Genomic DNA, 23,659 nt, shown 5'->3' with positions numbered 1-23,659 from the left:
GCATCTACACACGTCTAAACTGCGATCATTCGGAGGAACAGGCACATGGCCCACTATTACTTGCAGATCAAGTCGGCACACGTGTTCTTGGGACTGCTGGTTGCAGCTCTTTTCTTTCTTTCTTTTGCAACAGTGTCAATCAACTCACTCAAAACAATACGAACACCGGTCAAATACCTGAGTTGGACCTTGGACGTGTCGCTGCTGACGGCGGCGATGATGCTCTTGACCATCCTTCCGGGCGCTATGTATGCCAACGGATGGTTGCTCGTCAAGTTGGTGGCGTTGGGTGGTTTCGTGGCTTGCAGGCACGCGATGACGACCGAGCGATCACCCTTCATGCCCCGCTGGGGGTGGCTGTTGGTTGGCTGTGTGCTGTTGGCCTATGCCTACAGTGTGGCACGTGCACATCACCCTCTCGGGCTCCTTGCGAACTTCATCGCGTGATGACGCTCTTGCCTGCATTCTGCCATCAGGCAAACGGAGCCACACCCATGCTCCACAAATCTGAAATCGATGCAAGGCTGCGCGCGATCGAGGCAGAAATCCCGCGCCTGCGAAAGAACATGAACACGTTTTACCGCGCCTTCGAGGATAGAGCGGATCGCTTGTGCTGCGAGGTAGAAGCCGAGTGCCAGCAATATGTGCTCGACGAACTAAACGCCATGGTGGAACGTGCTGGAATCAATGCCTGATGGCTGGGCCCCGCTGCCCAGGGAGTTCTATCAGCGCCATCCCACGCTGCTGGCTCCGGAACTGCTGAACAAGTTGCTCGTCCGCTCGGACGGCAGAGCAGTCCGGATTGTGGAAGTCGAAGCCTACGCGGGTCACGAAGACCCTGCCGCTCACGGGTATCGGGGCAGGACCGCCCGCAATGCCACGATGTTTGGACCCCCTGGCCATCTGTATGTCTATTTCATCTACGGTATGCACTGGGGATGCAACGCCGTCTGCGGAAACGGCATGGGCGTTCTACTGCGTGCGGGCGAGCCTATCGCAGGTATTGAAGCCATGATGGCGGCCAGGCCGGTGGCAAGGCGCCATCAAGATCTCGCCAGCGGTCCCGGCAAGCTGTCGCAAGCAATGGGTGTCAATCGTTCGATGGACGGGGCGGACCTGGTAACTGGTGATCGCGGCATCATCATCGTCAGTGACGGAACGCCGCCTCCTTCAGCACCTGTCACTGGACCGCGCATCGGCATTTCGAAGGCCACGGATTTCCCATGGAGGTGGCACGTGCCTGATCACCCGCACGTGTCTGTCCGCTCGAAGAAGGCAAAAGAGTCCCTAACCTAATCTGAGGTCGCGCTTTCGGCGGTGCTTTGGTCAGCAATTTGCTCATGCCCGTGCACTTGCCCCGTCGGATCTACGATCTGGATGACCTTGCCCTGCTGCCATGAATCCGACCCCGGAACGAGGGTGGGCGCGGGAATGTTTGCTCGTTTGGCACGCTTTTCCGAGCTGTCGATGCCCAGCCGCTCATCGCGCTGCGCGATCATGGCTGGGTCCGCTTGGCCGTCTTGGGTGAAGCCCATCATCAACTGCGGAACTCCCAAGGGAAGGTCCAGATCCTGGTCTGTGTGGGGTCGGCAGCTGTCATGGTGATGCCCTTCCGGGCCATCGGGGGCAGGTGAAGCTGGGCAACCGGGTTGCTTCGGTCGTGGGGCGCGTCTAAACGTTCCGCCCCGTTCCCGCATCGGAGAACCGACCCCCGTTGGAGTTGCCGATGAAGCTGCTGACCTCTCTCCTGCTGTCGTTTATCGCCGTCGCCAGTGCGCCTGCCCTGGCGGCCAACGGCATCGCTTTCCGCGATGTGCACGAAGCCACCACCGGCACCACGATGCCGGCGACCGTGTTCTACCCGGCCACCGGTCCCTCCGGTGCCACCGACCTGGGGCCTTACCGCGTCGCCGCCACGCCCGGTCTGCCCATCGCCGACGGCCGGCATCCGCTGGTGCTGATTTCGCACGGCCACGGCGGCAGCGCCCTGGGCCACCACGATCTGGCGACCGCGCTGGCCGACGCCGGCTTCATCGTCGCTGCGATCGAACACGCCGGCGACAACCATCGCGACCAGAGCGGCTTCGGCACCGAGCGCGTCCTGCGCGGCCGTGCCTGGCAGGTGTCCGCCCTGCTCGACCTGCTGGTGGCCGATCCGCAGTTCGGTCCGCGCATCGATGCCGACCGCGTCGGCGTGGCCGGCTTCTCCGCCGGCGGCTACACCAGCCTGCTGTTGCTCGGCGCGCCGCCGGATTTCGCGCGACGCGACGCCTACTGCGCCGCGCAACCGGCCGATGCCGAGGTCTGCGTGGAAGTACCCGCCGTGATCGAACGCCTACCGGTGTCGCGCGACACCGCCGATCCGCGTGTGCGTGCGGGCTTCGTGATGGCGCCATTCGCGATCTTCTTCGACGACGCGGCGCTGAAGCGCGTCGACGCGCCGGTGTTCCTGTACGGCGCGACGTCCGACCGCGTACTGCTGCCGGCATACAACGTGTTGCCGGTGCGTGATGCGCTGCCGCGGCTGCATACGTTCCGCGGCATCGTGGGCGCCGGTCACTACGTGTTCCTGGCGCCCTGCAATCCCGGCATGAGCGAAGCGCTGCCTGTGCTGTGCGTCGACCCGCCCGGCATCGATCGCGGCGCGCTGCATGCACAGATCAATGCCGACGCGGTCGGCTTCTTCCGAGAGACACTGGCACCGCGCTGAGCGAACACAGGTAATGCGGAACGGCACCTTGACGCTTTCCTGCTGCGGAAGCCGAGCAAGCGATGTCCCCTTCCGGCCAGAAGCGGACATTGCCCTCTATTCGTTATGCGCCCAACGTGCGAGGTTCTGTTTGATTCTTCCGATTTCTTCCCATGGGTCTTTCCGCCTGCGCTTCAGTCTGGCGGGCACGTCCTTGATCGAGAACGCATTCGCCTTATCTAGCTTAGATAGCTCGCTCCAGGCCAGAGGCAGGGCGACTGGCGCACCGGCGCGCCCCCGCATAGAGTAGGAGGCCACCGCGGTGGCGCCCCGCCCGTTGCGCAGGTAGTCCACAAAGATCCGCTTGTTGCGTTTGCTCTTGGTTGCGGTGGATAGGAAGCGGTCCGGCTCCGAACGGGCCAGCGCGTCGGCGAAACCGTGCGCGAAGCGTTTGGTAAGATCCCAATCGCACCCCGGATTTAAGGGCACCACCACGTGGAGGCCCTTGCCGCCAGACACGCGCAGGAACGATTCCAGTTCCAGCTGTTCCAGAAGCTTGCGGATGTCCGTCGCCGCCTTCCTGATCTCCGAGAACGGCACGCCCTCACCGGGATCCAAGTCGAACACCACCCGGTCAGCGCGATCGGGTTCTTGGGCGAGCGAGCCCCACGGGTGAAACTCCAGCGCGTTGAACTGCACCAGCTCCATCAACCCCGGCAGGTCTTTCACCACCAGGTAGTCGGCATTGACGCCCGATTCCTCCTTGAGCTTGACGGTGTCCACCCGTTCCAGTCCCGCGGTCAGGTGTTTCTGGAAGAAGCATGGCCGCTCGATGCCCGCCGGGCAGCGGATGATGGACAACGGCCGGCCAGCGATTTCCGGCAAGAGGTGGTCAGCTACCGCGAGGTAGTAGTCCCACACGTCCTGCTTGGTGATGCGGCTGTCGGGAAACAGAATCTTCGTCGGACTGGAGAGCTTAGGTAGATCGGTGGCCGTGGCGTTTTTATTACCTTTCTCTGTGCTTTTCTTGGTGGCCTTGTTGGCCCTGGCGGCTTTGGCCATGCTCAGTGCCTCGGCGGGCTTTTCTGCCCGATCGCTGTCGGTTAGATCGGACACGTCCTTATCGGGACGAAGGGTCTTGAGGGAGGGCTGGCGCAACAGGTCTTGCCGTCCGATGCCTCGAAAGAAGACCTCAACCACGAAGCGCGGGGCGAACCAGGTGGCGGTTCGCAAATCGGTGTCGGTGGTTCCCACGAACGCGGTTGGTTTCTTGCCTCCTCCCTTGCTCACTTTCTGGGTAACTTCACGCATCAGCTCATCGTTAAAACCCGTGCCCACCCGGCCGACGTAGCGCCAGCAATGCTCGGTGTCAGGCTTGGCCAGCAGCAGGGATCCGAAACCAGTCCGACTGCCCTTCGGAGCGGTATAGCCGACCACCGCGAACTCGTCACTGGCAAGCTGCTTGGTCTTCCTCCAGTCCTCGCTTCGGCCACCGTGGTAAGGACCGTCGGCACGCTTTGAGATGATGCCCTCGAAGTGGCGATGTCCTGCAAGTTTGAAAGCTGCCTCACCGTCGCCCTCGATGTGGGAACTGAAAGCCAGGTGGGCAGGCGCGTTCTCTAGAAGTTCCTGGAGCAACGCTTTGCGTTCGAGGAGCGGTGCGCTTGAGACGTCCACACCGTTGAGGTGAAGCACGTCGAACAGCGCGTAGGCGAGCTTGCCTTGGCGCTCGCCTGAAAGTGTGGACTGGAGCAGGTTGAAGTCCTGCTTGGTGCCGCTGCCGGCGATGAGCTCTCCGTCCAGGGCCCCAGACTCTAAGCCCAGCGCTGCAACCGCGTCGCGGATGTCAGGAATCTTCGCTGTCCATTCCAACGCATTGCGCGACCACAACCTCACTTCGCCCTTGGCGATGGTGGCCAGGATGCGGTAGCCGTCCCACTTGAGCTCGTGGATCCACCGCTCGCCTTCGGGCGGCGACTCGCCCAGTTTGGCCAGTTGGGGCTCGAACGGCCCTGCGGGGGCGGCGCCCTTCTTGGCCTTGGGCAAAGCGGAGGCTTTCTTCGCCCAATCTTTCTTGCGTCCCTTTTTCGCCGGGACCGCCGTCAGCTTCTTCTTGTTCGTCTTGCCGGAGCCCGCGCGCTTGAGATCCGCGGCCGGCGCCTCTGCCACGTCGGCGAGCAGATCGTCGGCCTCCAGCGTGCCGGCGTAGTCGTCCTTGTCTTTGAACAGCAGCCACTGTGGTTGCTTGGCGGGTTTGCCTGAGCGCACCAGATGCCAGCCGCCCTTGAGCTTCGTGCCGAACAGCTCAAAGCGCAGGTGGCCTTTAACGAGCTGCTCCTCTGGATCGCCGTCGGTGGCCCACACGCCACTGTCGAACTGGGCCACATGACCACCGCCGTATTGCCCCTTGGGGATTTCCCCTTCGAAGGTGGCGTAATCGATGGGGTGATCTTCCACTTCGACCGCCATACGCTTCACGTTGGGGTCGTAGCTGGGCCCTTTGGGCACTGCCCAGCTCTTGAGGGCGTCGCCCACCTGTAACCGGAAGTCGTAGTGACGCCGGCTGGCGTGGTGGAGCTGGACTACGAAGATCGCCCGCTGACCTTTCGGGACCGCCTTGCCTGGTTCGGGTTCGCGCGTCTTATCGAAGCTGCGCTTACGGCGGTAGTCGGTCAGGCTCATGGCACAGGGCTACTTGCCCAAGTGGTCACGAACCGCTCTGGACGTGTTGCCAACGGCATCAACGGCCGCACGCAACTCCCTCTCCGAGACGCCCAGCTCCCTGGTCCAATACTGAATTTCATAGTCTTCGCTTAGATTGATGCGATCACGGTCGGGGGAACCCGTTTTGCTCTTGTCGTCAGACATGGCGCTACTCCTTACTGTTCTGAAATTCACGAGGCCTTGCGAGTTGACAACTTTTTTGACGCCTTGCTCGCCTTCTTGGCGGGCGCCTTCGTCGCCTTCGCGGGAGACTTGGCGTCGGCTTTCTTTGCTGCGCCCTTGGCCGGCGTGCGCTTCTTCGTGTCCAGGCTCTGCTGGAGCAAAGACATGAAATCCACGACGTTGGTGGCAGCGTCTTCGCGCGGTTCGGGTTCTTCAAACTTCGTGGTCGCACCGGCGGACATAATGCGCTTCTTGATGATGTCGGATAGACGGGAGCGAAATTCGTCGTGGTAGTCGACCGGGTTCCATTCGGACGTCATCGAATCGATGAGCTGCTCGGCCATCTCAAGCTCCTTGGGCGCCAATCGGTAGTCCGCCGGCTTGCCCTCGGGCAGCTTGTATTCATCGAACTCGACCAACTCCTGGGGGTAGCGCAGGAGAATCAGCACCAGCGCGTCCCCGTCGGGCATGACGGCGCACATATATTCCCGCGTGCGGATGACTACGCGGGCGACACCCACCTTTCCTGACTTCTTCAGGGTCTCGCGCAGCAGCACGTAGCCCTTCTCGGCCTTCTTGCCGGGCACCAGAACGTAGGGCTTCTCGAAGTAGCGCAGGTTGATGCTGGCAGCGTCCACGAACGTTTCCACGTCCACCGACTCATGTGATTCAGGGGCAGCGGCCGCAATGTCCTCTTTCTCGATGACCACGTAGCTGCCCTTGTCATACTCAAAGGCCTTGACGATGTCCTTCCATGGCACCTCCTCACCGGTGTCCGCGTTCACCCGCTCGAACCGAATGGGCTTCTTGTCCCGGGAGTCGAGCATGCGAAAGCTCAGGTCCGTTCGGCGTTCGCCGGACATGAGGGACACTGGAATGTTGAGCAGACCGAACGAAAGCGATCCGGTCCAGATTGGGCGGGCCATGGCAAGCTCCAACGTGTGCGAGCACCACTTGTAGGTCCGGCCGTGTGAAATTGGTGTCGCCCCGGCCGCGCGGATGCCGGTAAGTTGGCGGCGATATGACAAAGCCCCCTCGCGGGGGCTTCGGTCGTCTGCGCTTGAGTGAGGATTTTCGCCCCGCCCCCCGTTGCCGGGTGTAGTGGCCAGGACGGCGAGCACATGATCGACTTGCCACCACTACGGGGTTATCGGTGCAGACAGGAATAGGCTGTCAGATTTCTTCCCTTTCGGCCTCAGGGGGCTGGCCTTGGATTAAACCTTCGGCAGGGAGATCACGAACGTCGTATAGCCGTCGGCAGAGCTGGCCGTCACGCCCCCACCGTGAGCGATGGCGATTTCCCGGACGATGAACAGGCCCAGCCCCAAGCTCGTGTGCTCACCTTGGTGGGCTGCCTGCGAGCCGCGACGCAGGGGGTCAAACAGCGCGTTCAGCGCATCAGCCCTAAGGGGCTCACCCGCGTTGGATACGGAAAGCAGAATTTTGTCGCCCTCTCCGACCACGGATACCCCGATGGTCGTGGCCTCGTCCCCATACTTGGCGGCATTGGTCACCAAATTGTGCATGGCTTCCCGGATGCGGGCGCAATCGAAGCTTCCTCTCAACTCGCCGGCGGTGTGCAAGCGAATATCGGAACCGGGTAGGGCCGCCCGGAGAAGCTCCACTTCATCGGTAAGGGCCTCCCCAAGGTCGCAGTCACCGGGATGCAGGACCATCGATCCGCCCAGTGAGCTCTTGCTGTAATCCAACAACCCATCGACCAAATTTCCCAGTTGCACGCCTCCGCTGAGGATGCGTTCCACTTGCCGCTCTGACGGGGTTCCTCTCGTCTTGTCGAGCAGCATCTCCGCCGTGCATACCACCGCACTGAGCGGACCTCTTAAATCATGCCCAAGCGCACCGAGAAATACGCTTCGCCACTGATCCACCGTGCGGCTGAACTCCGCCAACGACTCCGCCACCGCCTGGTCGATCGCCTCATTGAACCGGATCATGTCTTGAAGTGAATCAGCGTCAAGCGGCCGTTCCTCTGCCCAAAGGCGGAGGATGCTTGCCCTCAGAGCCCGATACTCAGCAACCATCCGATTAACTCCGAACCCATCGTTGGCCCGGCTTCTTCCATGGGTCGTGGCTGGCGTGTCCCCACCCTGTTGGGGACGAGCTCGTCCTTCCGACTTTACAAGCTGCTCGGCCCCGCTTTGCTCAGTGCGCAAGTCACGCACAATGGCATTTAAAATGTCGGGGATGTCGTTGCGGAGAGCGACAACATCCAATTGAGCGCCTTTAGGGCTTTGCTTGAGCGCGAACTCTACAGCGAACCGGACGATTCGATCCGCGTTTTCAAGTATGAAATCCGCAAGTCTCATTCCACCTCTCCAACCGCAGTCAGCAAAACGGCGCAAGCCGTTCATATACAGCTGATTGGACACCCCGTTCACGTTGCTGTCTATAGGTTGCGGTTTGGAGTGGGGGGCAAGTCATGAATTTGGGCGACAAAGACAGGATAGAAGACCGTGATTTCGTGGATGAGGCTCGGCAATTTCAGCTGTTGCTGAACGGGGTCACCGATTACGCGATCTACATGCTGGATCCACAGGGCTACATCAAAACGTGGAATCCGGGCGGTGAACGCATCAAGGGATACAGCCGAGAGGAGATAGTGGGCTCTCACTTCTCACGGTTCTACACAGCCGAAGACGTGGCTGCAGGCGCGCCGCAGCGGGGCTTGGACACCGCCAAAGAGATGGGAAGGTTCTCCTCCGAAGGTTGGCGCATCCGTAAGGATGGAACCCGCTTCTTCGCCAGCGTGGTCATCGATCCCATCTGGTCCGATGGAGAGTTGATCGGCTACGCGAAAGTTACGCGGGACATCACCGAACGTCAGGATTCCCAACGGCAGCTGGAGGATGCCCAAGCGTCCCTTCTTCAGGCCCAAAAGTTGGAGGCCGTGGGCAAGCTGACCTTAGGGTTAGCCCATGACTTCAACAACCTGCTTGCAGTGGTCATCAACGCTCTGGACCTCATTGCCATTCGGGTAACGGATGACCCGCGCGTAACCCGCAACGTCGAAGCAGCGCTACGGGCCGCAGAGCGGGGTTCCCTCCTGACACGCCAGCTGCTGACGTTCGGCCGAGGTCAGAACTTGGTGCCCAAGCCCATGGACGTCAATCAATCCATTAGGGATCTTCAGGAATTGATGAGGCGAAGTTGCACCGAGAACATTGAATTGAATCTAGCGCTGTCACCCGATCTCCCTGAAGTTGAAGTGGACAAACCCCAGTTCGAAGCAGCACTCCTCAACGCGGTGGTCAACAGTCGTGATGCCATGACCAATGGAGGAGAGATTTCGATCACAACCTGTCTACAAGATGTGGTGGACCCTGCAGACTCAAGCGACATGGGCAAAGCAATGGTGTGCGTGTGCGTCACCGACAATGGATCTGGCATTCCTTTGGACATTCAAGAACGGGTCTTCGAACCCTTTTTCACAACCAAAGAGATCGGAAAGGGCAGCGGCCTTGGCCTGAGCCAGATATTCGGGTTCGCAAACCAATCCGGCGGGCACGCCTCGCTCAAGAGCACGCCCGGACAGGGCACGTCCGTGTTCATCTGCCTTCCGATCAGGAACGAACACCATGACTAGGGTTCTCTTGGTCGAGGACGAGGCCGACCTTTTGTCATTGGTGTCCGAAACACTGGATGCCCATGGCATTGCCGTGACCGAAGCCCAGACAGGCGTGCAGGCCATTGAGATCCTGAACCATGATGATTCGTTCGATTTCGTCATCTCGGACATTGCCATGCCTGGCAACGTTTCTGGCATAGATGTCGCCCACGAGGTTGTGGAAAGTCACCCCAACGTGCGGGTCATACTGACATCGGGACATCCTCTGTCGCACTTCTCCCCCTTGCCCGGCAACACGCTCTTTCTGCCGAAACCTTATCGGGTTAAGCAACTGGTTGAGTTGCTGCAGACATAAGATCTTCTTGATAAGGATTGCTAACCTAGCGAGAACTATCAAACGCCTAGGCATCGCAAAGTCGGCGCAATTGGAATTCAACTCGCCCGAGAAAATGCCCCGTCTCAGCGGGGCACTCTTCCTTAGCAGTAGAGAGCGCTGTTAGCGATTCTGATTCTGCTGATCGTTCTGACCACGCTGCTGACCCTGACCGCCTTGCTGTTCCTGGTCACGGTTCTGGCCGCCCTGGCCACCCTGCTGGTTCTGGTCGCGTTTCTGGCCGCCCTGCTGATCATTGTTTTCCTGATCACGGTTCTGGCCGCCCTGGCCGCCCTGGCCGCCCTGACCCTGCTGACCCTGCTGACCCTGCTGACCCTGCTGACCCTGCTGACCTTGCTGATTCTGCTGGTCGCGATTCTGGCCTTGGCCCTGCTCGTTCTGATTTTGATTGTTGCCCATTTCCCACTCCGAATATCTACGACCGCTTGTCGTAAAGCCGACGCTACGCCCCACGTCGTGATCACAGAGTGACAGTTGACAAGTACTTTCAACGCTACAAGCAACCTCACGGTGTGTTGACGCAACTGGAGTATGAAGAGAGTTAGCCATCCCACGGAGAGCCACTCATGCAACGCGACATTCTCGCAACCCTCCAATCCGAACACGACACGCTTCGAAACCTGTTTTCACAGATGGAAGACACCACTGATCGTGCAAAGAAAAAGCGCGAACAGCTTCTCAAGGATATTGAAGCCGCGCTCATCCCCCATGCCAAATGGGAGGAGCTCCACTTCTATCCGGCTTTCAAGGAGCGCGCGGATCGAGACGGCCTCAAGACACATGCTGAAGCCGTCATAGAACATCAGGCAGTCGAGCTGACGGTGCTGCCCGAGGTCAAGGCAAGCGATGTGGAGTCACCGCGGTTCGCCGGTGCAGCCAAAGTGCTGGGCGAGATGGTTGACCATCATGCGACCGAAGAAGAAACCACCATGTTCAAGATGGCCCGCAAGCTGTTTACGCCCAAGGAGCGCGCGGAGCTGGACGTCCAGTATGAGCAGTGGAAGGCGTCTGCCGCCTCAACTGCCGTAACCACCCACGCCGAGATCAAGACGGGCCTCAAGGCCGTCATCAAGAAAATCATCCCCTAAGGAATCCCCATGAAAGCGTTGACCTACCACGGCTCGCACGACGTGCGCGTTGAAGAAGTGCCCGATCCGACTCTCGTTCAGAACGATGACATCATTCTGCGGGTCACCGCCACCGCCATATGCGGCTCAGACCTTCACCTCTACCGCGGCAAGATGCCAGCCCTGAAGGACGGCGACATTCTCGGGCACGAATTCATGGGAGTGGTTGAGGAGGTCGGCAGTGGGGTCACTGAAGTGGCCGTTAGCGATCGCGTGGTCATTCCCTTCGTGATTGCCTGTGGCAAGTGCTTCCACTGCCTGCTCGATGAGTATTCAGCCTGCGAGACTACCAACACGGGCAAGGGGGCGGCGCTCAACCAGAAGGGGATCAAGCCCCCGGCGGCCCTCTTCGGCTATACGCACCTCTACGGGGGTGTGCCAGGCGGCCAAGCGGAATTCGTTCGCGTCCCCAACGCCAACGTCGGCCCGCTCCGTATTCCCGATGCTCTTTCAGACGAGCAAGTCCTGTTCCTTTCCGACATCCTGCCAACGGGCTACCAAGCCGTGCTCAACGCCGGCATCGGGAAGGGCTCCTCCTTGGCCATCTTCGGCGCCGGACCCGTGGGCCTGATGTCGGCGGCGTGCGCCCGCATGCTCGGCACCGAGCAGATCTTCATGGTGGATGAGTTGCAGTATCGGCTCGACTTCGCCGTTCAAGCGTATGGCGTCATCCCCATCAATATGAAAGACGTCGATGACCCCGCTGAGCTGATCATGCAGCAGACAAACGGTCGTGGCGTGGATGCCACCGTGGACGCCGTAGGCTTCGAAGCTAAAGGCAGCACCACGGAAACCATCCTGACCAACCTCAAGATCGAGAGCAGCAGCGGTGCCGCTCTGCGCCAGTGCATTGCTGCCACCCGCCGATGCGGCACGGTAAGCGTGCCAGGCGTCTATGCAGGCTTCATCCATGCGTTCATGTTTGGGGACGCCTTCGACAAGGGCCTAACCTTCAAGATGGGCCAGACCCATGCCCAGGCGCTCATGCCTGAGCTGCTGGAACACGTAGGCAACGGCCTCATCAAACCGGAGATCATCATCTCGCATCGGATGAGCTTGGCAGACGCCGCCGAAGGCTACGCTACGTTCGATAAGGCAGAGGACGACTGCAGGAAGGTTGTCTTAACCCCATAGCGGACATGGGCAAAAGGGTTTACCGAAAGAAGGGATCCGCCAAACACCCCCGTCGACCACGTCTCGGGGGTGTTCTCTTACCCATACGTATCGTGTTTTCGGGTTGAGCTAGTAGAGAACCTGGCAGCGCTCACAGAAGAAGCTTCGCCGCTGCGTCTTGCCCAGATAGGCTTTGGTCAAGAGCTGACCACAACTAGGGCAAACCCGTTTGGTGTGCACCAACCAGTGCTTCTTCAGGACGAAGGCCTTCTTCCACTCGAGGAAATCGAAACTGTATTGGCGCGCCTGCTTGATCATCTCGCCCAATTTCCGGGGAGGCAGGTCCCCCACCAGGCTGGCTGGCTGGACCCGGATGCGATACAGCACTTCGTTCTTGATGATGTTGCCCACGCCAGCAAAGATGTTTTGATCTAACAGGGCATCGCATACCAGCGTATCGGGGATCTCTTTCAACTTGGCTCTAGCCTTCCTTGAACTCCATTGATCGGACAGCACATCGCAGCTCCAATCGTAGGCCTCCTCGAGCGGACCTTCGATGTATTTCAAGGAACACGTGTAGAAATTGATCTCACCCTTATCAAAGCGAAGGGACAGCCGTGGTTTTGCGCCTGCTTTCTTTTCATCGATTCTGTAGGAACCGAACATCATCAGATGAATACGCAGGCTAAAGCCGGAGAACTCAAGCAAGAAATGCTTGCCCCAACTGCGCACAGAGACAATCCGCCTGCCCTGCATGCGCTCAATATCCAGGGTGCTGTTCCCACTCACTGAACGCACCGTCTTACCTCTAAATCGTGCAGCCTCCTGACGGAGAATAAGGATGGAAGGACCTTCCGGCATCAGGGCTCACCCTTTAGATCGGCTGACAACAGCGTTTTCAAGCGTGCCGCATTGGCAGTAGCATACCCGTGGGCCGTGTTATCGAAGATGACCCATGCCGATACCCGCTTTGAAAGTTGGCCGCGAACTTGATCGGCCAATGCCGCCAATGCCTCTTCGCTGTAACTGCTGTAATACATCCGAGGCGATCCATGCCACCTCCAGTAGCGGAGTCGCCCAAAGGGACCTGGTGTGGCGGCTTCGTCAGTGATCGCAGGGTCCGCACCGGCTCGACTGATCTCGTATCGCTTGAGAGCAAGCTCAGCGTTGGCTTCAAACCAGGTGCGATGGCGTGGCTCACAGACAATCTGCGCTGACGTTCGTCTACGGACCATGGCAAAGAACGTGGACGCCACTCGTGCATCGAACCCCAGTGAGGGCGGCAACTGCACAAGGAGAGCTCCGAGTTTGCTACCAAGCCCCTCAACTTCACCAATGAATTGATCCAAGAGTTCGCCGCAGCCTTGCAGCCGCGCTTCGTGGCTGATGGATTTCGGTATCTTTACAGAGAACTGAATATGGCGAGGGACCGCCTGCGCCCAGCGATCGTAGGTCTTGGCCTGATGGGGACGATAGAACGAGGAATTGATTTCAGCTGCATCGAACAGCGTTGCATAGCGCTCCAGCGCGGTCTCACCTTCACCGAAGAGACCGCGCTGGGGGGCAGGAATGCTCCACCCTGCGCACCCAATCCGCAGGCGAGTCCTAGCCGCGGTCATGGAAGCCGCCATTCGGCTTCATAACAGGGGCGGATCGGTTTCCCGCCCAAAGTGCTTATGCAGAGCCAAGGCCTCCAGGAACTGACCGATCGCACTGTCCTCTGGCTCACTCTGCAGCAGCAGTCCGGGATCGGCCTCATCCCTCAACACGCCGGCACCCTCCACGAAAGCGACCGCCTCGCCCAAGGCCAGAATGGTCTTGAGGTGGCGAAACTGATCCTTCACGAACTCGGCAGCGCGCCCGTCTCGCGCCCATCCCTTTGCCGTGCCCTCCCCATCAGGAAGGATCACCCCATCGAAAAGGACGGCGGGCTCGTTCTCGAAGGACGCGTCCGCATCGATCTCACTGCCATCGGCTGCGGTAAAGATTCCCACGCGTGGTCCTACCAGACGGCCGACGGCTCCGGCGTCCAGCAATGCCTGTTGGGCTTCCGCAACCTGCTCGCCGTCAACACCGTCGCCCACGAAGATGGCGACTTTTCGCGTTGCCACGCCTGCCTTCCCTGGGTGGGCAAACATCGACAACGGCTGGGAAATGTCCACCTCTGCCTTGGGCGGCTTCGGCAGCGCCCGGGGCATGGCATCCGGGAGCGGCATGCCTAGTCCTTCGGCCACCTGCGCCGCCAGCTCTTCTGAGGCGTTGCGAAGCATGGACACCACGCGCTGGCGAATGGCCGGCACCGTCAGCTTGGAAAGCTCGAAGCGGAACGCGGCCGCGATGTGGGCTTGCTCCACAGGTGTCTGGCTGTTGAAGAACAGGGCGGCCTGATTGAAGTGCTCGGCAAACTTCTCGGGCTTGCCGCGCACCTCGTCCTGCTCTACCGGTTCGGGGAACGAGACGAAACCGGCAGCCCCGGCCTGGAAGGGACAGCCGCCCCCCAACGAGTTCGGCTCGTAGGAGACCTTGCCGCGGTGAATGGCCTGGCGATGCAACCCGTCGCGCTGGTTGTTGTGGACCGGCGCTATGGGGGCGTTGATCGGGATCTCGTGGAAATTCGGTCCACCCAGGCGAGAGAGCTGCGTATCGACGTAGGAATGGATCCGCCCGGCCAGCAGGGGGTCATTTGTGAAGTCGATGCCTGGGACGACGTGTGCCGTGCAAAACGCCACCTGCTCCGTTTCGGCGAAGAAGTTGTCGGGATTGCGGTTGAGCACCATCCGACCCAAGGGGGTAATGGCCACGAGTTCTTCGGGGATGATCTTCGTCGCGTCCAGGATGTCGAACGAGAACCGCTCAGCATCTTCTTCCGAGAAAATCTGCACGCCCAATTCCCACTCCGGGTAAGCGCCCGCCTCGATGGCCTCCCAGAGGTCGCGGCGGTGGTAGTCCGGGTCGCAACCGGAAATCTTCACGGCTTCGTCCCAGAGCAGAGCGTGGGTGCCCTGAAGAGGTGTCCAGTGGAACTTCACGAAAGACGACTGGCCTTGGTCGTTGACGAAGCGGAAGGTGTGAACACCGAAGCCTTGCATCATCCGGTAACTGCGCGGAATGGCGCGGTCGGACATCAGCCACATCAGCATGTGGGTGGACTCGGGCATCAGCGACACGAAGTCCCAGAAGGTGTCGTGGGCCGAGGCGGCCTGCGGCATCTGGTGGTGCGGCTCGGGCTTGACCGCATGCACCAGGTCGGGAAACTTCATCGCGTCCTGGATGAAGAACACGGGCATGTTGTTGCCCACCAGGTCCCAGTTGCCCTCGTCGGTGTAGAACTTCACAGCAAACCCGCGCACGTCGCGCGCGGTGTCCTTACTGCCCCGCTCTCCCGCGACCGTGGAGAACCGCACGAAGACGGGCGTGATCTTGCCTGCCTCCTGGAACGGCGCCGCGCGCGTCAGCTTCCGCTGGTTCTTATAGCTCTCGAAGAAACCGTGCGCGCCCGAGCCCCGCGCGTGCACGATCCGCTCAGGAATCCGTTCGTGGTCGAAATGCGTGATTTTCTCGCGCAGGATGAAGTCTTTCAGCAAGGCGGGGCCACGCAGGCCTGCCTTGAGCGAGTTCTGGTTGTCGGCGATCGGCACACCCTGGTTGGTTGTCAGGCGTTGGCCACTGCTGTCCACACGCACGCGATCGAGGGAACCGACCGTTGGATTCGCACCCTCCTCGGCACGGGTGCCCAGCTTTTCCGACGTATTGGTCTCCGCCAGGGTGCTGGCCGTCACCAACGAGGACGGCGGAACGATTTGGGTGCCCTCGGGTGGATCCAGCGCCGATTCACGCCCATGCTCAGCCGCCTTGTTCTCGTTAAACGGCATGGCGGCAGCCGTGGCCTCCACTTCCGCGCTCTGCTCTGCCGCCAAGTCGTTCGACCCTTGCGGTGGGGCCTTGGACGCGGAACTGTCAGAGTTGCGAGCAGCAGAGGCACTTGCCACGCTCTTCTTGTCTTTTGGGGAATTCTTGCGTGACGTCGCCATGCGGCTGTTTTCCTGTCTGAATGGCAAAACCCCAATCACCTCAGGCGACTGGGGAGTGCGAGAAGATGGTAAAAGCCCGCCATAAGGCGGGCTTTGCTCACAACATGTCTTCGCGGGCTTGCTCGGCCCGTGCCGCGCCGATGGCGGTTTCAACTTTCTTTACTTCCTCGGGCGGGGGCAGCACGGCTGGCATCCCCAGGCTCTGGATCCACAGCTCCCGGCACCATCCCTTGGTGTGGTAGAGGTGGTGATCCTCGTCCTCCTCCACCTCGTCGTAGGCGGCTTTCAGGACCTCCGCCACCTTGTCATCCGCTGATTCGGCGACCTTTCCGATCAACTCCCAATTGGAGTGATCCTTGGTCTCGGCCAGAACAACGCACTCACACGCCACCAGCTCTGCTGCCGCGGGATCCGCGTTCGCCTTTGCCAGCTCGATGGCCGCGACAAGGGAAGCGCCGTTGTGCGCACAGACTTCACGGCCCGGGCTCATCTCCTCGGTATCCATTCCGAGCTCGCTGAATACGCGGGTGAGGACTTCCTCGTGATGCTGGGTTTCTTCCAGGTATTCCTGCCATTCCTCGCGCAGGTCTTCATTGACCGCCGCACTGATGGCGGCCGTGTAGATCTTGATGCCGCCGCGCTCGGTTTCCAGCGACTGAAGGAGCAATTCCTTCACGCCGCTCTGATCGTAACCCTTGCTTGCCATGACTGACTCCGTTAGCTGGGGTGAACTAGGGAGCGCATCGTGGGCGCCATGGCGGCAACGCAACGTGAAACAAACTTTCACTTCGTCAACACTTCTTCGCGTCCACCCTGCGAGCAACTGGGGAGCAATATGCACAAGAGCAATGCCACGTTCTGGAAGCGCAACGGATTGTCGATCGTTGTGCTGCTTTTGATGCTCGGAACGTGGCTCGGACAAATCCTGACGGGACACGTTGTCTACAACGAGGAACTCTCCGACCTCGGCGCACCAAAACTTAGCCTGCTGGAATACCTTGCCAGCGGCCACTTCGTGTCTACCACGTTTGAAAACTGGGAGAGCGAGTTTCTTCAGATGGGCATGTATGTGTTGCTGAGCGTGTCTCTTCGGCAAAAGGGCTCGGCAGAGTCGCGCCCCTTGGATCCCTCGCAAGAAGAGGATCGCATTGAAGGCGGCCCCACCCCCTGGCCTGTGCGGGTCGGCGGAATCTGGTTGAAGCTCTACGAGCATTCTCTGGCCATTGCGTTTGGTGTCCTCTTCGTTCTCTCGTTCGCACTGCATTTGGATGGCAGTTGGCGCCACGAAAGCGTCCAGCGTCAGCTCGACGGGAAACCTCCTGTTGAACTTTGGGATCACCTGGCTAGCGCCCAGTTCTGGTTCGAGTCCTTTCAGAACTGGCAAAGCGAGTTCCTCGCCGTGGCGGCACTTGTCTTGCTGACCATCTTTCTGCGCCAGAAAGATTCGCCGCAGTCCAAGCCGGTCGAAGCACCTCATAGTCAGACCGGGACGTAAGGCGGATATATGCGCCCTGCGCTTCTCATCATCGACATGATCAACCTCTTCGACTTCGAAGGGGGCGACCAACTGGCCGTCCAGGCGCTCAAAGCGTGCGGCCCTATTGCCACCCTTCGCCAAGCCTTTGCCGACCGCAACTGGCCGGTGCTGTTTGCCAACGACAACTTCATGGACTGGAACCAGGAGTTCACCGACCTGGTGGCGAAGTGCCGCCAGCTTCCCGGCCCGTCAAGCGAGATTGCTGCAGTGCTGGAGCCCAAGCCGGCGGAATACTACGTGCTCAAGCCGATGCATTCGGCCTTCCTCTGCACGACCCTGCCTGCGATTCTGTCGGACTTGGAGCTCCAGGAGCTTGTGATCACCGGTGTGGCCACCGACTCGTGCGTCCTGGCCACCGTGCAGGACGCCCACATGCGGGGATACAAGGTGCGGGTTCCTCAGGATTGCGTTGCCGCCCAGACCCCTGCCCGATCCTCCCGCGCCTTGGCACTGATGCGCGAGTCGATGAGCCTAGACACCAGAGGGGCCAAGACCGTCCTCCGCAGCCTGGCTGCTGAGCAGTAGAGTTTCTTCAGGTGACTACCTGGATCCACGTCGGTGCGTGGTCACTCGCCTTCTCTTGCAGCCGAACCCATCGATCCACGCCCGCACCCTTCAGCCGCGTGGCGAGCAAGGGATTGAGCAGCAAGTGGTCGATGCGCAAGCCTCGGTCGCGCTCCGCGTGTTGGCGGAAATAGTCCCAGAAGGTGTAGACCCCGCTGTTCGACCCGTGAATCGTCAGCAGGCTGTCGGTCCACCCTTGCTCCAGCAGCTTGAAAAACGCTTCTCTGGATTCGGGCTGCAAGAGGGCATCCCGCCGCCACCCTTTGGGATCGTAGATGTCCTCGTCGGTGGGCACGACGTTGAAGTCACCGATGAGGGCTACCGGATGGGGCAGATCCACCAACGTCTTGGCGTGGCGCTGTAGGCGTGCCATCCATTTGAGCTTGTAGTCGAACTTCGGACCCGGCTGGGGATTGCCGTTGGGTAGGTATAGGCAACCCACGACGATGCCGTGGACGGCCGCCTCGATGTAGCGGCTCTGCTCGTCCTTGGGATCCCAAGGCAAGCCCCGCCGGCTCTCCACCGGCTCCTGGCCCTTGGCCAACAACGCGACCCCATTCCAGGACCTCTGACCCTGCCAGATGGCGCCATACCCCGCTTCCCGGATGGCGTCTTCCGGAAAAGCACCGTCCAGCGCCTTGAGCTCCTGCAGCCCCACGATGTCCGGCTGCTCTTTCTCCAACCACCCCAGCAGGTGCGCCAAACGGGTGTTGACCCCATTGACGTTGAAGGTGGCGATCTTGAGCGTCTTGTTGCGTGCCATAGGGATGTTCGATTGAGAGGGCATCAAGGGAAGAACTTCAGTCCACGCCAACCCTTGTAACCGCCCCGTGAACTCTCATGGGTGGTAACACCACGTCGCTTACACGCGGCGAGGACTTCAATGGGTCTAACCCCTGAGGAGCACTGCCATGAGAGACCGTAAAGACACGCCCGCACCGGGTGAATCAGTGGACTGCGAGGAAAGCAGTGCCAAGCGCCAGGAGCGCAAGCAGCACGAGAGCGAGAACCAGGACCAAGCCCTGGAGGAAACCTTCCCCGCCAGCGATCCGGTGTCTCCCTTCGTGCCTGCCAAGGCCCCGGAGTGACCTAGATCCAGCGTCTCCTCCTCCCCAAGAAGACGGAGATGCCCGCCAGGATCAGCATCAAGGCGACCGCGACAGAAAAGCCTAGGACGCCCGTCTTGAAGAACGGCGCCTCGAAATTCGTCCCCAGAACGCCACCGATGACGGCCAGCACGCCGACCACCACCGTGACGAAGGTCAGCACTTTCATCGTCTCGTTGGCAGCCAAGGCGGTTTGACTGCTGAACAGCTCGAAGCTGCCCACCACCAAATCCCGGGCGTTCTCCACCATGTCCATGGCGCGTTCGTAGTGAGTGTCCAGGACTCGAAAGTGGCGGTCGGTCAGCTCATCTTCTTCTGGTCGGAAATCCGGGCGCGACAAGGCGGTGAACACGATCCGATGTGGGGCGAGCATCCGCCTCAGGCGGGAAGCGCCCTTCCGGAGCAGCCGAAGTTCGGCCAAGCAATCGCGCGGCTCCGTGGAGAGCACCTCGACTTCCAGTCGCTCAACGGCCAATTCAAAGCGTGACACCGCTTCGAAGTAGGTTCCCAGATGCCAGTCCAGCAGGGCGGCCACAAAGCTGCCGGATCCCAACGCTCCCACCCCACCTTTCGACGCCATCCCTTGGCGGAACGTTTCCAGGAACTCCACCGGGGTGCGATGCAAGGTAGCCACGAAGTTGGAACCGGCGACGATGGTTAGAACGGTTCCCGTGAACTCGTGACCGGATGTGTCGGCCACCGCCACCACGCGAAGCCAGAAGCACTTTCCGCAGTTCTCCAGTGTGGGATTCGTCTCCGTCCCCAAGTATCCCTCCACCGCCGCAGAGGGTAAGGACAAGCGCGCGGCCAGCTCATGGACGTCCTCCTCACTTGGGTCTTCTAGGTCGATCCACACCAGTTGGTCGCTCGACCGCTCCTGCCCCAATAGGTCATCCGCGCCGATTTCACGGTTTCCTCGTTGGGCGTCAAATAGCATGGCCTGCATTCGCACCTGTCGCTTCTCGGTGACTTCGGTGACGCCGGTCATTCCTTCCTACCTATGTCATCCAGATTGAGGGGTTTCTTCATGTCGCCCGATGCCATCGGTTGGCTAGCGTCTGCCATTTTGATGGCGACGTTGGTGAAGCAGATTCACAAGCAAGCGACTCAAGAGAACGCGGAAGGGGTTTCCCGCTGGCTGTTTCTGGGGCAAATGGCGGCGTCCGTCGGATTCATCGTTTACAGCTGGTTGCTCGACAACTGGGTTTTCATCACCACCAACAGCCTCATTCTCCTGACAGCCGTCATCGGCCAATGGGTCGTGTGGCGGAAGAAACGAACCGCTGGCTGATCAAGCCCTATCGCTCGTCCCTTGCGGCTGGTGGGCGTCCAGCCAGCCCCACGAGCGAATGACGATGTCGCGCACCTCGGGCCATAACTTGGTGGAATTGCCGCCAAGCTCGTCCCACAACACTTCCATCTCGGCGTCATCTTGGGGAAGCCCATAGGTGCCCACCGAGATCAGGGCGAGTGCGTAGGCCGGGCACACATCCGCCCAGTTGCCTTCCACCGGCTCGGCATCCCGGCTGGCAAAGTCGTTGAAGCCGGCGGGAATGGGGGTCATGTCGGGATACGGAAGACACTTGCCCACCCCACCCGACCGGTGGAGAAATTCCACCAGGCGATGAAAGCGCTCAGAATCAAACCGTCCCATCGTTTCACTCCATCCCGCGCACCAGAGGCCTCCGCGTGGCCGCGCGAGCATGGGCCACGGATCATCACTACCCTCCCACCCGTGAAACCTGCGTCACCTTCGCCACCCCTCATGCCTACGCAGCCTTTTCATGGCACCGTAGAACTTGGCCATCCACCCTTTTCAGCAGGACGCCATGACGGACCTCGACTGCATCATCATTGGCGGCGGACCTGCGGGGCTGACCGCAGCCACCTACCTCCGCCGCTTGCATCGTCGCGTCGTCGTGTTCGACGACGGTCGGAGCCGGGCTCGCTGGATCCCCGAAAGCCACAACTGTCCGGGTTTTCCTTTGGGCGTGTCGGGCGATCAATTGCTCAGCCGACTAAAGGCCCAAGCGGAAACGTATGGCGCAACGATTCGGCCCCAGCGCATTGGCTCCTTGCATGCCACAACGGGCGGATGGCGCGTTGAAACGCAATCCGGGCATTGGAGCGCTCCCACGGTACTGCTGGCCACCGGAGTGGTGGATCGCCTGCCGGAGCTTTCGTCCGGCGACGCAGAAGAAGCACTGCGAAGTGGGTTGTTGCGATCGTGTGCGCTCTGCGATGGCTATGAAGCAACGGATCGCCGGCTCGCCGTAGTAGGGCCTCTTGCCAAGGCCGCCGCCAACGCCCACTACCTCAGCACCTTCTCGGCAGACGTCACCATCGTTCCGATACCGCAAGAGGGAGCGCACCCGTCCGACACTCCTTCCACGCAAGGAATCGCGATCCTTGCTCCACTCAAAAGCTTGGCCTGCATCGACGGGGGCTGGAAAGTCATCGATGCGAACGGCCACGTCCATTGGTTTGACTTGGTTTACGCAGCCATGGGAGCGCCAGCCCGGGGCGACTTGGCGAAACAGGCGGGTGCGATGGTGGACGCCGACGGCGCGGTGCTGACCAACGAGCACATGGAAACCACCCGTCCGGGACTCTACGCTATAGGCGACGTGGTAACTGATCTTAATCAGATTGCGGTTGCCTACGGTCATGCGGCCGTGGCCGCTAGCGCGATACACCGCGCTCTGCCCGAAGCACGCCGAAATCGATCGAAGCCATAGGCCCAACATTGCACTCGAAAAATCTAGGCGTCGCGTCCTATCACTCCTTGTGCTGAGACGTGGTGAAGCTCGGAAGAGCAGGCTTTTGGGGCAGCGATCGCCCAACTTGCGAGCGGTTTTCGCTCGCGGCGCATCCAAGCCTGACGTCCGCTTCGGGTCGGAAGCGGACGTCGGCCGGCCGTCGTCACGCGGGGCAATCCGGCGTCGCGCTTGATGCATCCGCATCTGAGCGTGCGACGACAGCACCTCGAGGAGCTTGAAACGCACCGATTAGCTTGCCCTTGCGGGGTATAAGGTCTGTAGAGTACCGGACCCGGATGGCAACGGAGGCGGCGTCTCTCGCCGCATCGCCCAGAACGCGTTGCAGCGTCCGGAGTGCGGCACCTCACGCCGGCACCGAATCGATCCAACCCGCAGGATTCCTCTTGGTTCCAGGGCTATCATGACGGCCAGCGAAGGCCCTCCGGCCGCAGCACAGGGGACAACGATGAAGCGACAGTTGATGGCCGTGGCGTTCGCCGCGGCGCTTTTGGTGCTGTGCCCGGCTGCGGCGGCGCAGGACCAGGCCGGTTCCCTCGGCACGCCTGCTGGTTGGGGCGTGCTAACCGAATTGGGGGGTCGCAAGTTCGTTTGGAACTCCGGGCGTGCACGCGGCTCCGATGCGACCGAACTGACGTTCCACGAATTCCAGTGGCGCGGCAACGTGCTCGCGCAGACGCAGTGCAGCTACTGGCCGCTGCGCAACCTGAGAGCGGTGTGCGGAACGCACCTGATCGAAAGGCAACCCGACGGCTCCCTCCTACTGAAAGCGAATGGCGGAAAGCCTTACTTCAAAGGCACGCTCGCGGCAGATGGATCGGTCGAGTTCGTCAACAAGACGCTGCTTGGCTCGTTCGTAACGGCGTTCATCGCAAGGCCCGATAGATCGGTGGCGCTGATGCACCGCAACCGTGTGGACGGCGAGCGCCAAGCGCCGCTTATTCCCATCGACGCAGCGCGCGAGGCGGGAATCATGGGCGACATGCAGTCGATCTACGCCGCGGCGGAGGCGCAGCGGCGCGAGGAGGCCGAGCGCCGCTACGACGCGTTCATGGGCGCGATGGCCGGCTTGAACACTGTGCTATCGGCGGCCACAGAGGTGGCAACTGCCAACGAAGCGCGGTCACGCGCCGAGCTGGACCGCACCATGGTCCAAGCGGAACGAATGACACTCGCGCAGGCGGCGCACGGCAATGGGACGGCCGTACAGGTCGATTCTGACGCGGTCGGCGTTCGTGCTGGTGGTGACGTCGACGCTGAAGCCAGTGAGGCGCCGTCGCGCAACGTCGCGACATCCACCCACGCGCAGGCGGACGAAACGTTCGTCGCTGCTGCTCCGCTGCGCTTCGTGATGAGCATCGGTCTGAGACCCCGAGCGGGCGACAGCGTAAACCCGACCTGCTACTCGAACGTCATCACCCGTCCCGGTCCGCCCGGCTGGGGCCAGCGCTCATTGCCGCCGGGATCGTCCGGGATCGCGCGCGACACAGTGCAAGGCCTGAAGGCGCGCTTCATCGCCGCCTGTACCGTAGCTTCTGGCCGGCAGATCACGAGCGCCGGGAACTTCGAGTGGACGTGGAACGAGAGCCGAGATGCCGAAAGCCGGATGGATGGCTCGCGCGCCCGGTTCCCCGAGGATGTAACGGTCGCCATCCAGTGACGATCGCGCGCGAAGTACGGGCGGTCGCGTCGCGCCGGAGGTGAACGCGAAACGGGCGTCGCGCCGCGTTCAGCCTGACGCGTCACGGAAAACGGGTAGCTGCACTGGCGCCCCTGGGGCGCCTGCGCAACGGATGGCGCGGACGCTCGAGTCCGCTTCCGGCCAGAAGCGGACATCGACCTTTTCGCG

Annotated in this window: 26 protein-coding genes and 2 pseudogenes; 15 read left to right on the top strand and 13 right to left on the bottom strand. The window is 60.9% G+C overall.

Translation table 11 applies throughout. The features are described from left to right. The first annotated feature begins 45 nt into the window (after positions 1–45). From AC04MD_RS04935 to AC04MD_RS04925, 3 genes are read left to right on the top strand one after another with little or no spacing between them, the layout of a single operon-like run. The gene (locus AC04MD_RS04935) at positions 46–447 is read left to right on the top strand and encodes a SirB2 family protein (RefSeq protein WP_447939891.1); all 402 of its coding nucleotides are present in this window, start codon (positions 46–48) and stop codon (positions 445–447) included. Positions 448–494: 47 nt separating this feature from the next. Next, a complete protein-coding gene (locus AC04MD_RS04930) occupies positions 495–695 on the top strand; it encodes a hypothetical protein (protein WP_447939892.1) in 201 nt (66 codons plus the stop codon). Continuing rightward, on the top strand, positions 688–1,296 hold the full coding sequence (locus AC04MD_RS04925) for a DNA-3-methyladenine glycosylase (protein ID WP_447939893.1): 609 nt from the start codon (positions 688–690) through the stop codon (positions 1,294–1,296). The genes AC04MD_RS04930 and AC04MD_RS04925 overlap by 8 nt, the downstream gene beginning before the upstream one ends. Here the strand turns inward: AC04MD_RS04925 and AC04MD_RS04920 are convergent. Beyond that, positions 1,293–1,697 (bottom strand): DUF1264 domain-containing protein, encoded by a 405-nt coding sequence (locus AC04MD_RS04920; RefSeq protein ID WP_447939894.1) that lies wholly within the window; start codon positions 1,695–1,697, stop codon positions 1,293–1,295. The two genes, AC04MD_RS04925 and AC04MD_RS04920, sit on opposite strands and share 4 nt — an antisense overlap. A gap of 29 nt (positions 1,698–1,726) precedes the next feature. Between AC04MD_RS04920 and AC04MD_RS04915 the strand changes: the two genes are divergently transcribed. Continuing rightward, a complete protein-coding gene (locus AC04MD_RS04915; RefSeq protein ID WP_447939895.1) occupies positions 1,727–2,710 on the top strand; it encodes an alpha/beta hydrolase family protein in 984 nt (327 codons plus the stop codon). A 96-nt stretch (positions 2,711–2,806) separates the two neighbouring features. Here the strand turns inward: AC04MD_RS04915 and ligD are convergent, their stop codons facing one another. The 4 genes from ligD to AC04MD_RS04895 all read right to left on the bottom strand — a co-directional run bounded on the left by ligD (position 2,807) and on the right by AC04MD_RS04895 (position 7,902). Beyond that, a complete protein-coding gene (gene ligD, locus AC04MD_RS04910; protein ID WP_475496211.1) occupies positions 2,807–5,371 on the bottom strand; it encodes a DNA ligase D in 2,565 nt (854 codons plus the stop codon). Between the two features lie 9 nt (positions 5,372–5,380). Beyond that, a complete protein-coding gene (locus AC04MD_RS04905; protein ID WP_475496210.1) occupies positions 5,381–5,557 on the bottom strand; it encodes a DUF3606 domain-containing protein in 177 nt (58 codons plus the stop codon). Between the two features lie 26 nt (positions 5,558–5,583). Beyond that, complete coding sequence (gene ku / locus AC04MD_RS04900) at positions 5,584–6,501, bottom strand: non-homologous end joining protein Ku (protein ID WP_475496209.1); 918 nt, start codon at positions 6,499–6,501, stop codon at positions 5,584–5,586. Positions 6,502–6,789: 288 nt separating this feature from the next. Beyond that, entirely contained in the window at positions 6,790–7,902 is a 1,113-nt protein-coding gene (locus AC04MD_RS04895) for a sensor histidine kinase (RefSeq protein ID WP_475496208.1), read from the bottom strand. Between the two features lie 113 nt (positions 7,903–8,015). Here AC04MD_RS04895 and AC04MD_RS04890 point away from each other — a divergent pair, with 113 nt between their 5' ends. The 5 genes from AC04MD_RS04890 to AC04MD_RS04870 all read left to right on the top strand — a co-directional run bounded on the left by AC04MD_RS04890 (position 8,016) and on the right by AC04MD_RS04870 (position 11,816). Beyond that, positions 8,016–9,179, top strand: coding sequence for a two-component system sensor histidine kinase NtrB (locus AC04MD_RS04890; protein ID WP_475496207.1), 1,164 nt, complete (start codon positions 8,016–8,018; stop codon positions 9,177–9,179). Beyond that, positions 9,172–9,516, top strand: a complete 345-nt coding sequence (locus AC04MD_RS04885; protein WP_475496206.1) for a response regulator — start codon at positions 9,172–9,174, stop codon at positions 9,514–9,516. The genes AC04MD_RS04890 and AC04MD_RS04885 overlap by 8 nt, the downstream gene beginning before the upstream one ends. Positions 9,517–9,711: 195 nt before the next feature. Beyond that, on the top strand, positions 9,712–10,026 hold the full coding sequence (locus tag AC04MD_RS04880) for a hypothetical protein (protein ID WP_475496205.1): 315 nt from the start codon (positions 9,712–9,714) through the stop codon (positions 10,024–10,026). Positions 10,027–10,121: 95 nt separating this feature from the next. Next, positions 10,122–10,643 (top strand): hemerythrin domain-containing protein, encoded by a 522-nt coding sequence (locus AC04MD_RS04875; protein ID WP_475496204.1) that lies wholly within the window; start codon positions 10,122–10,124, stop codon positions 10,641–10,643. 9 nt (positions 10,644–10,652) lie between these two features. Continuing rightward, positions 10,653–11,816 carry a zinc-dependent alcohol dehydrogenase gene (locus tag AC04MD_RS04870; protein WP_475496203.1) on the top strand — a complete coding sequence of 388 codons (1,164 nt, stop codon included), beginning with the start codon at positions 10,653–10,655 and terminating at the stop codon, positions 11,814–11,816. 108 nt (positions 11,817–11,924) lie between these two features. Here AC04MD_RS04870 and AC04MD_RS04865 read toward each other — a convergent pair whose 3' ends face one another. The 5 genes and pseudogenes from AC04MD_RS04865 to AC04MD_RS04845 form a co-directional block, all read right to left on the bottom strand. Continuing rightward, entirely contained in the window at positions 11,925–12,656 is a 732-nt protein-coding gene (locus AC04MD_RS04865; protein WP_475496202.1) for a DNA-formamidopyrimidine glycosylase family protein, read from the bottom strand. Continuing rightward, positions 12,656–13,426: a DUF72 domain-containing protein gene (locus tag AC04MD_RS04860; protein WP_475496201.1), complete on the bottom strand. Its 771-nt coding sequence runs from the start codon at positions 13,424–13,426 to the stop codon at positions 12,656–12,658. Before AC04MD_RS04860 ends, AC04MD_RS04865 begins: the two co-directional genes overlap by 1 nt. A 6-nt stretch (positions 13,427–13,432) precedes the next feature. Next, complete coding sequence (locus AC04MD_RS04855; RefSeq protein ID WP_475496953.1) at positions 13,433–13,957, bottom strand: DJ-1/PfpI family protein; 525 nt, start codon at positions 13,955–13,957, stop codon at positions 13,433–13,435. Beyond that, a pseudogene (locus AC04MD_RS04850) lies at positions 13,934–15,478 on the bottom strand (catalase); the annotation flags it as partial. The pseudogene AC04MD_RS04850 and the gene AC04MD_RS04855, both read right to left, overlap by 24 nt. 445 nt (positions 15,479–15,923) lie before the next feature. Beyond that, a complete protein-coding gene (locus AC04MD_RS04845) occupies positions 15,924–16,532 on the bottom strand; it encodes a hypothetical protein (protein ID WP_475496200.1) in 609 nt (202 codons plus the stop codon). A 129-nt stretch (positions 16,533–16,661) separates the two neighbouring features. Here AC04MD_RS04845 and AC04MD_RS04840 point away from each other — a divergent pair, with 129 nt between their 5' ends. Further along, entirely contained in the window at positions 16,662–17,321 is a 660-nt protein-coding gene (locus AC04MD_RS04840) for a DUF6766 family protein (RefSeq protein WP_475496952.1), read from the top strand. Between the two features lie 9 nt (positions 17,322–17,330). After that, positions 17,331–17,888: a cysteine hydrolase family protein gene (locus tag AC04MD_RS04835; protein WP_475496199.1), complete on the top strand. Its 558-nt coding sequence runs from the start codon at positions 17,331–17,333 to the stop codon at positions 17,886–17,888. Between the two features lie 16 nt (positions 17,889–17,904). Here the strand turns inward: AC04MD_RS04835 and xth are convergent. Beyond that, positions 17,905–18,690: pseudogene (xth, locus tag AC04MD_RS04830) on the bottom strand (exodeoxyribonuclease III); the annotation flags it as partial. Between the two features lie 148 nt (positions 18,691–18,838). On the opposite strand from xth, the gene AC04MD_RS04825 reads away from it, so the two are divergent. Further along, on the top strand, positions 18,839–19,015 hold the full coding sequence (locus tag AC04MD_RS04825) for a hypothetical protein (RefSeq protein WP_165688562.1): 177 nt from the start codon (positions 18,839–18,841) through the stop codon (positions 19,013–19,015). 1 nt (position 19,016) lies between these two features. On the opposite strand, the gene AC04MD_RS04820 is transcribed toward AC04MD_RS04825, so the two are convergent. Continuing rightward, positions 19,017–20,021, bottom strand: a complete 1,005-nt coding sequence (locus AC04MD_RS04820; RefSeq protein WP_475496198.1) for a magnesium transporter CorA family protein — start codon at positions 20,019–20,021, stop codon at positions 19,017–19,019. Between the two features lie 39 nt (positions 20,022–20,060). Here AC04MD_RS04820 and AC04MD_RS04815 point away from each other — a divergent pair, with 39 nt between their 5' ends. Further along, complete coding sequence (locus tag AC04MD_RS04815; protein WP_475496197.1) at positions 20,061–20,324, top strand: hypothetical protein; 264 nt, start codon at positions 20,061–20,063, stop codon at positions 20,322–20,324. Here AC04MD_RS04815 and AC04MD_RS04810 read toward each other — a convergent pair whose 3' ends face one another. Then, complete coding sequence (locus tag AC04MD_RS04810; protein ID WP_475496196.1) at positions 20,325–20,687, bottom strand: hypothetical protein; 363 nt, start codon at positions 20,685–20,687, stop codon at positions 20,325–20,327. 175 nt (positions 20,688–20,862) lie between these two features. Here AC04MD_RS04810 and AC04MD_RS04805 point away from each other — a divergent pair, with 175 nt between their 5' ends. Together AC04MD_RS04805 and AC04MD_RS04800 are read left to right on the top strand one after the other, a co-directional pair. Next, positions 20,863–21,771 (top strand): NAD(P)/FAD-dependent oxidoreductase, encoded by a 909-nt coding sequence (locus tag AC04MD_RS04805; RefSeq protein WP_475496195.1) that lies wholly within the window; start codon positions 20,863–20,865, stop codon positions 21,769–21,771. Positions 21,772–22,258: 487 nt separating this feature from the next. Continuing rightward, positions 22,259–23,470 carry a hypothetical protein gene (locus tag AC04MD_RS04800; protein ID WP_475496194.1) on the top strand — a complete coding sequence of 404 codons (1,212 nt, stop codon included), beginning with the start codon at positions 22,259–22,261 and terminating at the stop codon, positions 23,468–23,470. Positions 23,471–23,659 lie beyond the last annotated feature (189 nt).

Source organism: Pseudoxanthomonas sp. LjRoot206, assembly GCF_056175725.1.
The sequence above is the reverse complement of the archived record's forward strand: the minus strand, read 5'-3'. Positions and strand labels throughout refer to the sequence as shown.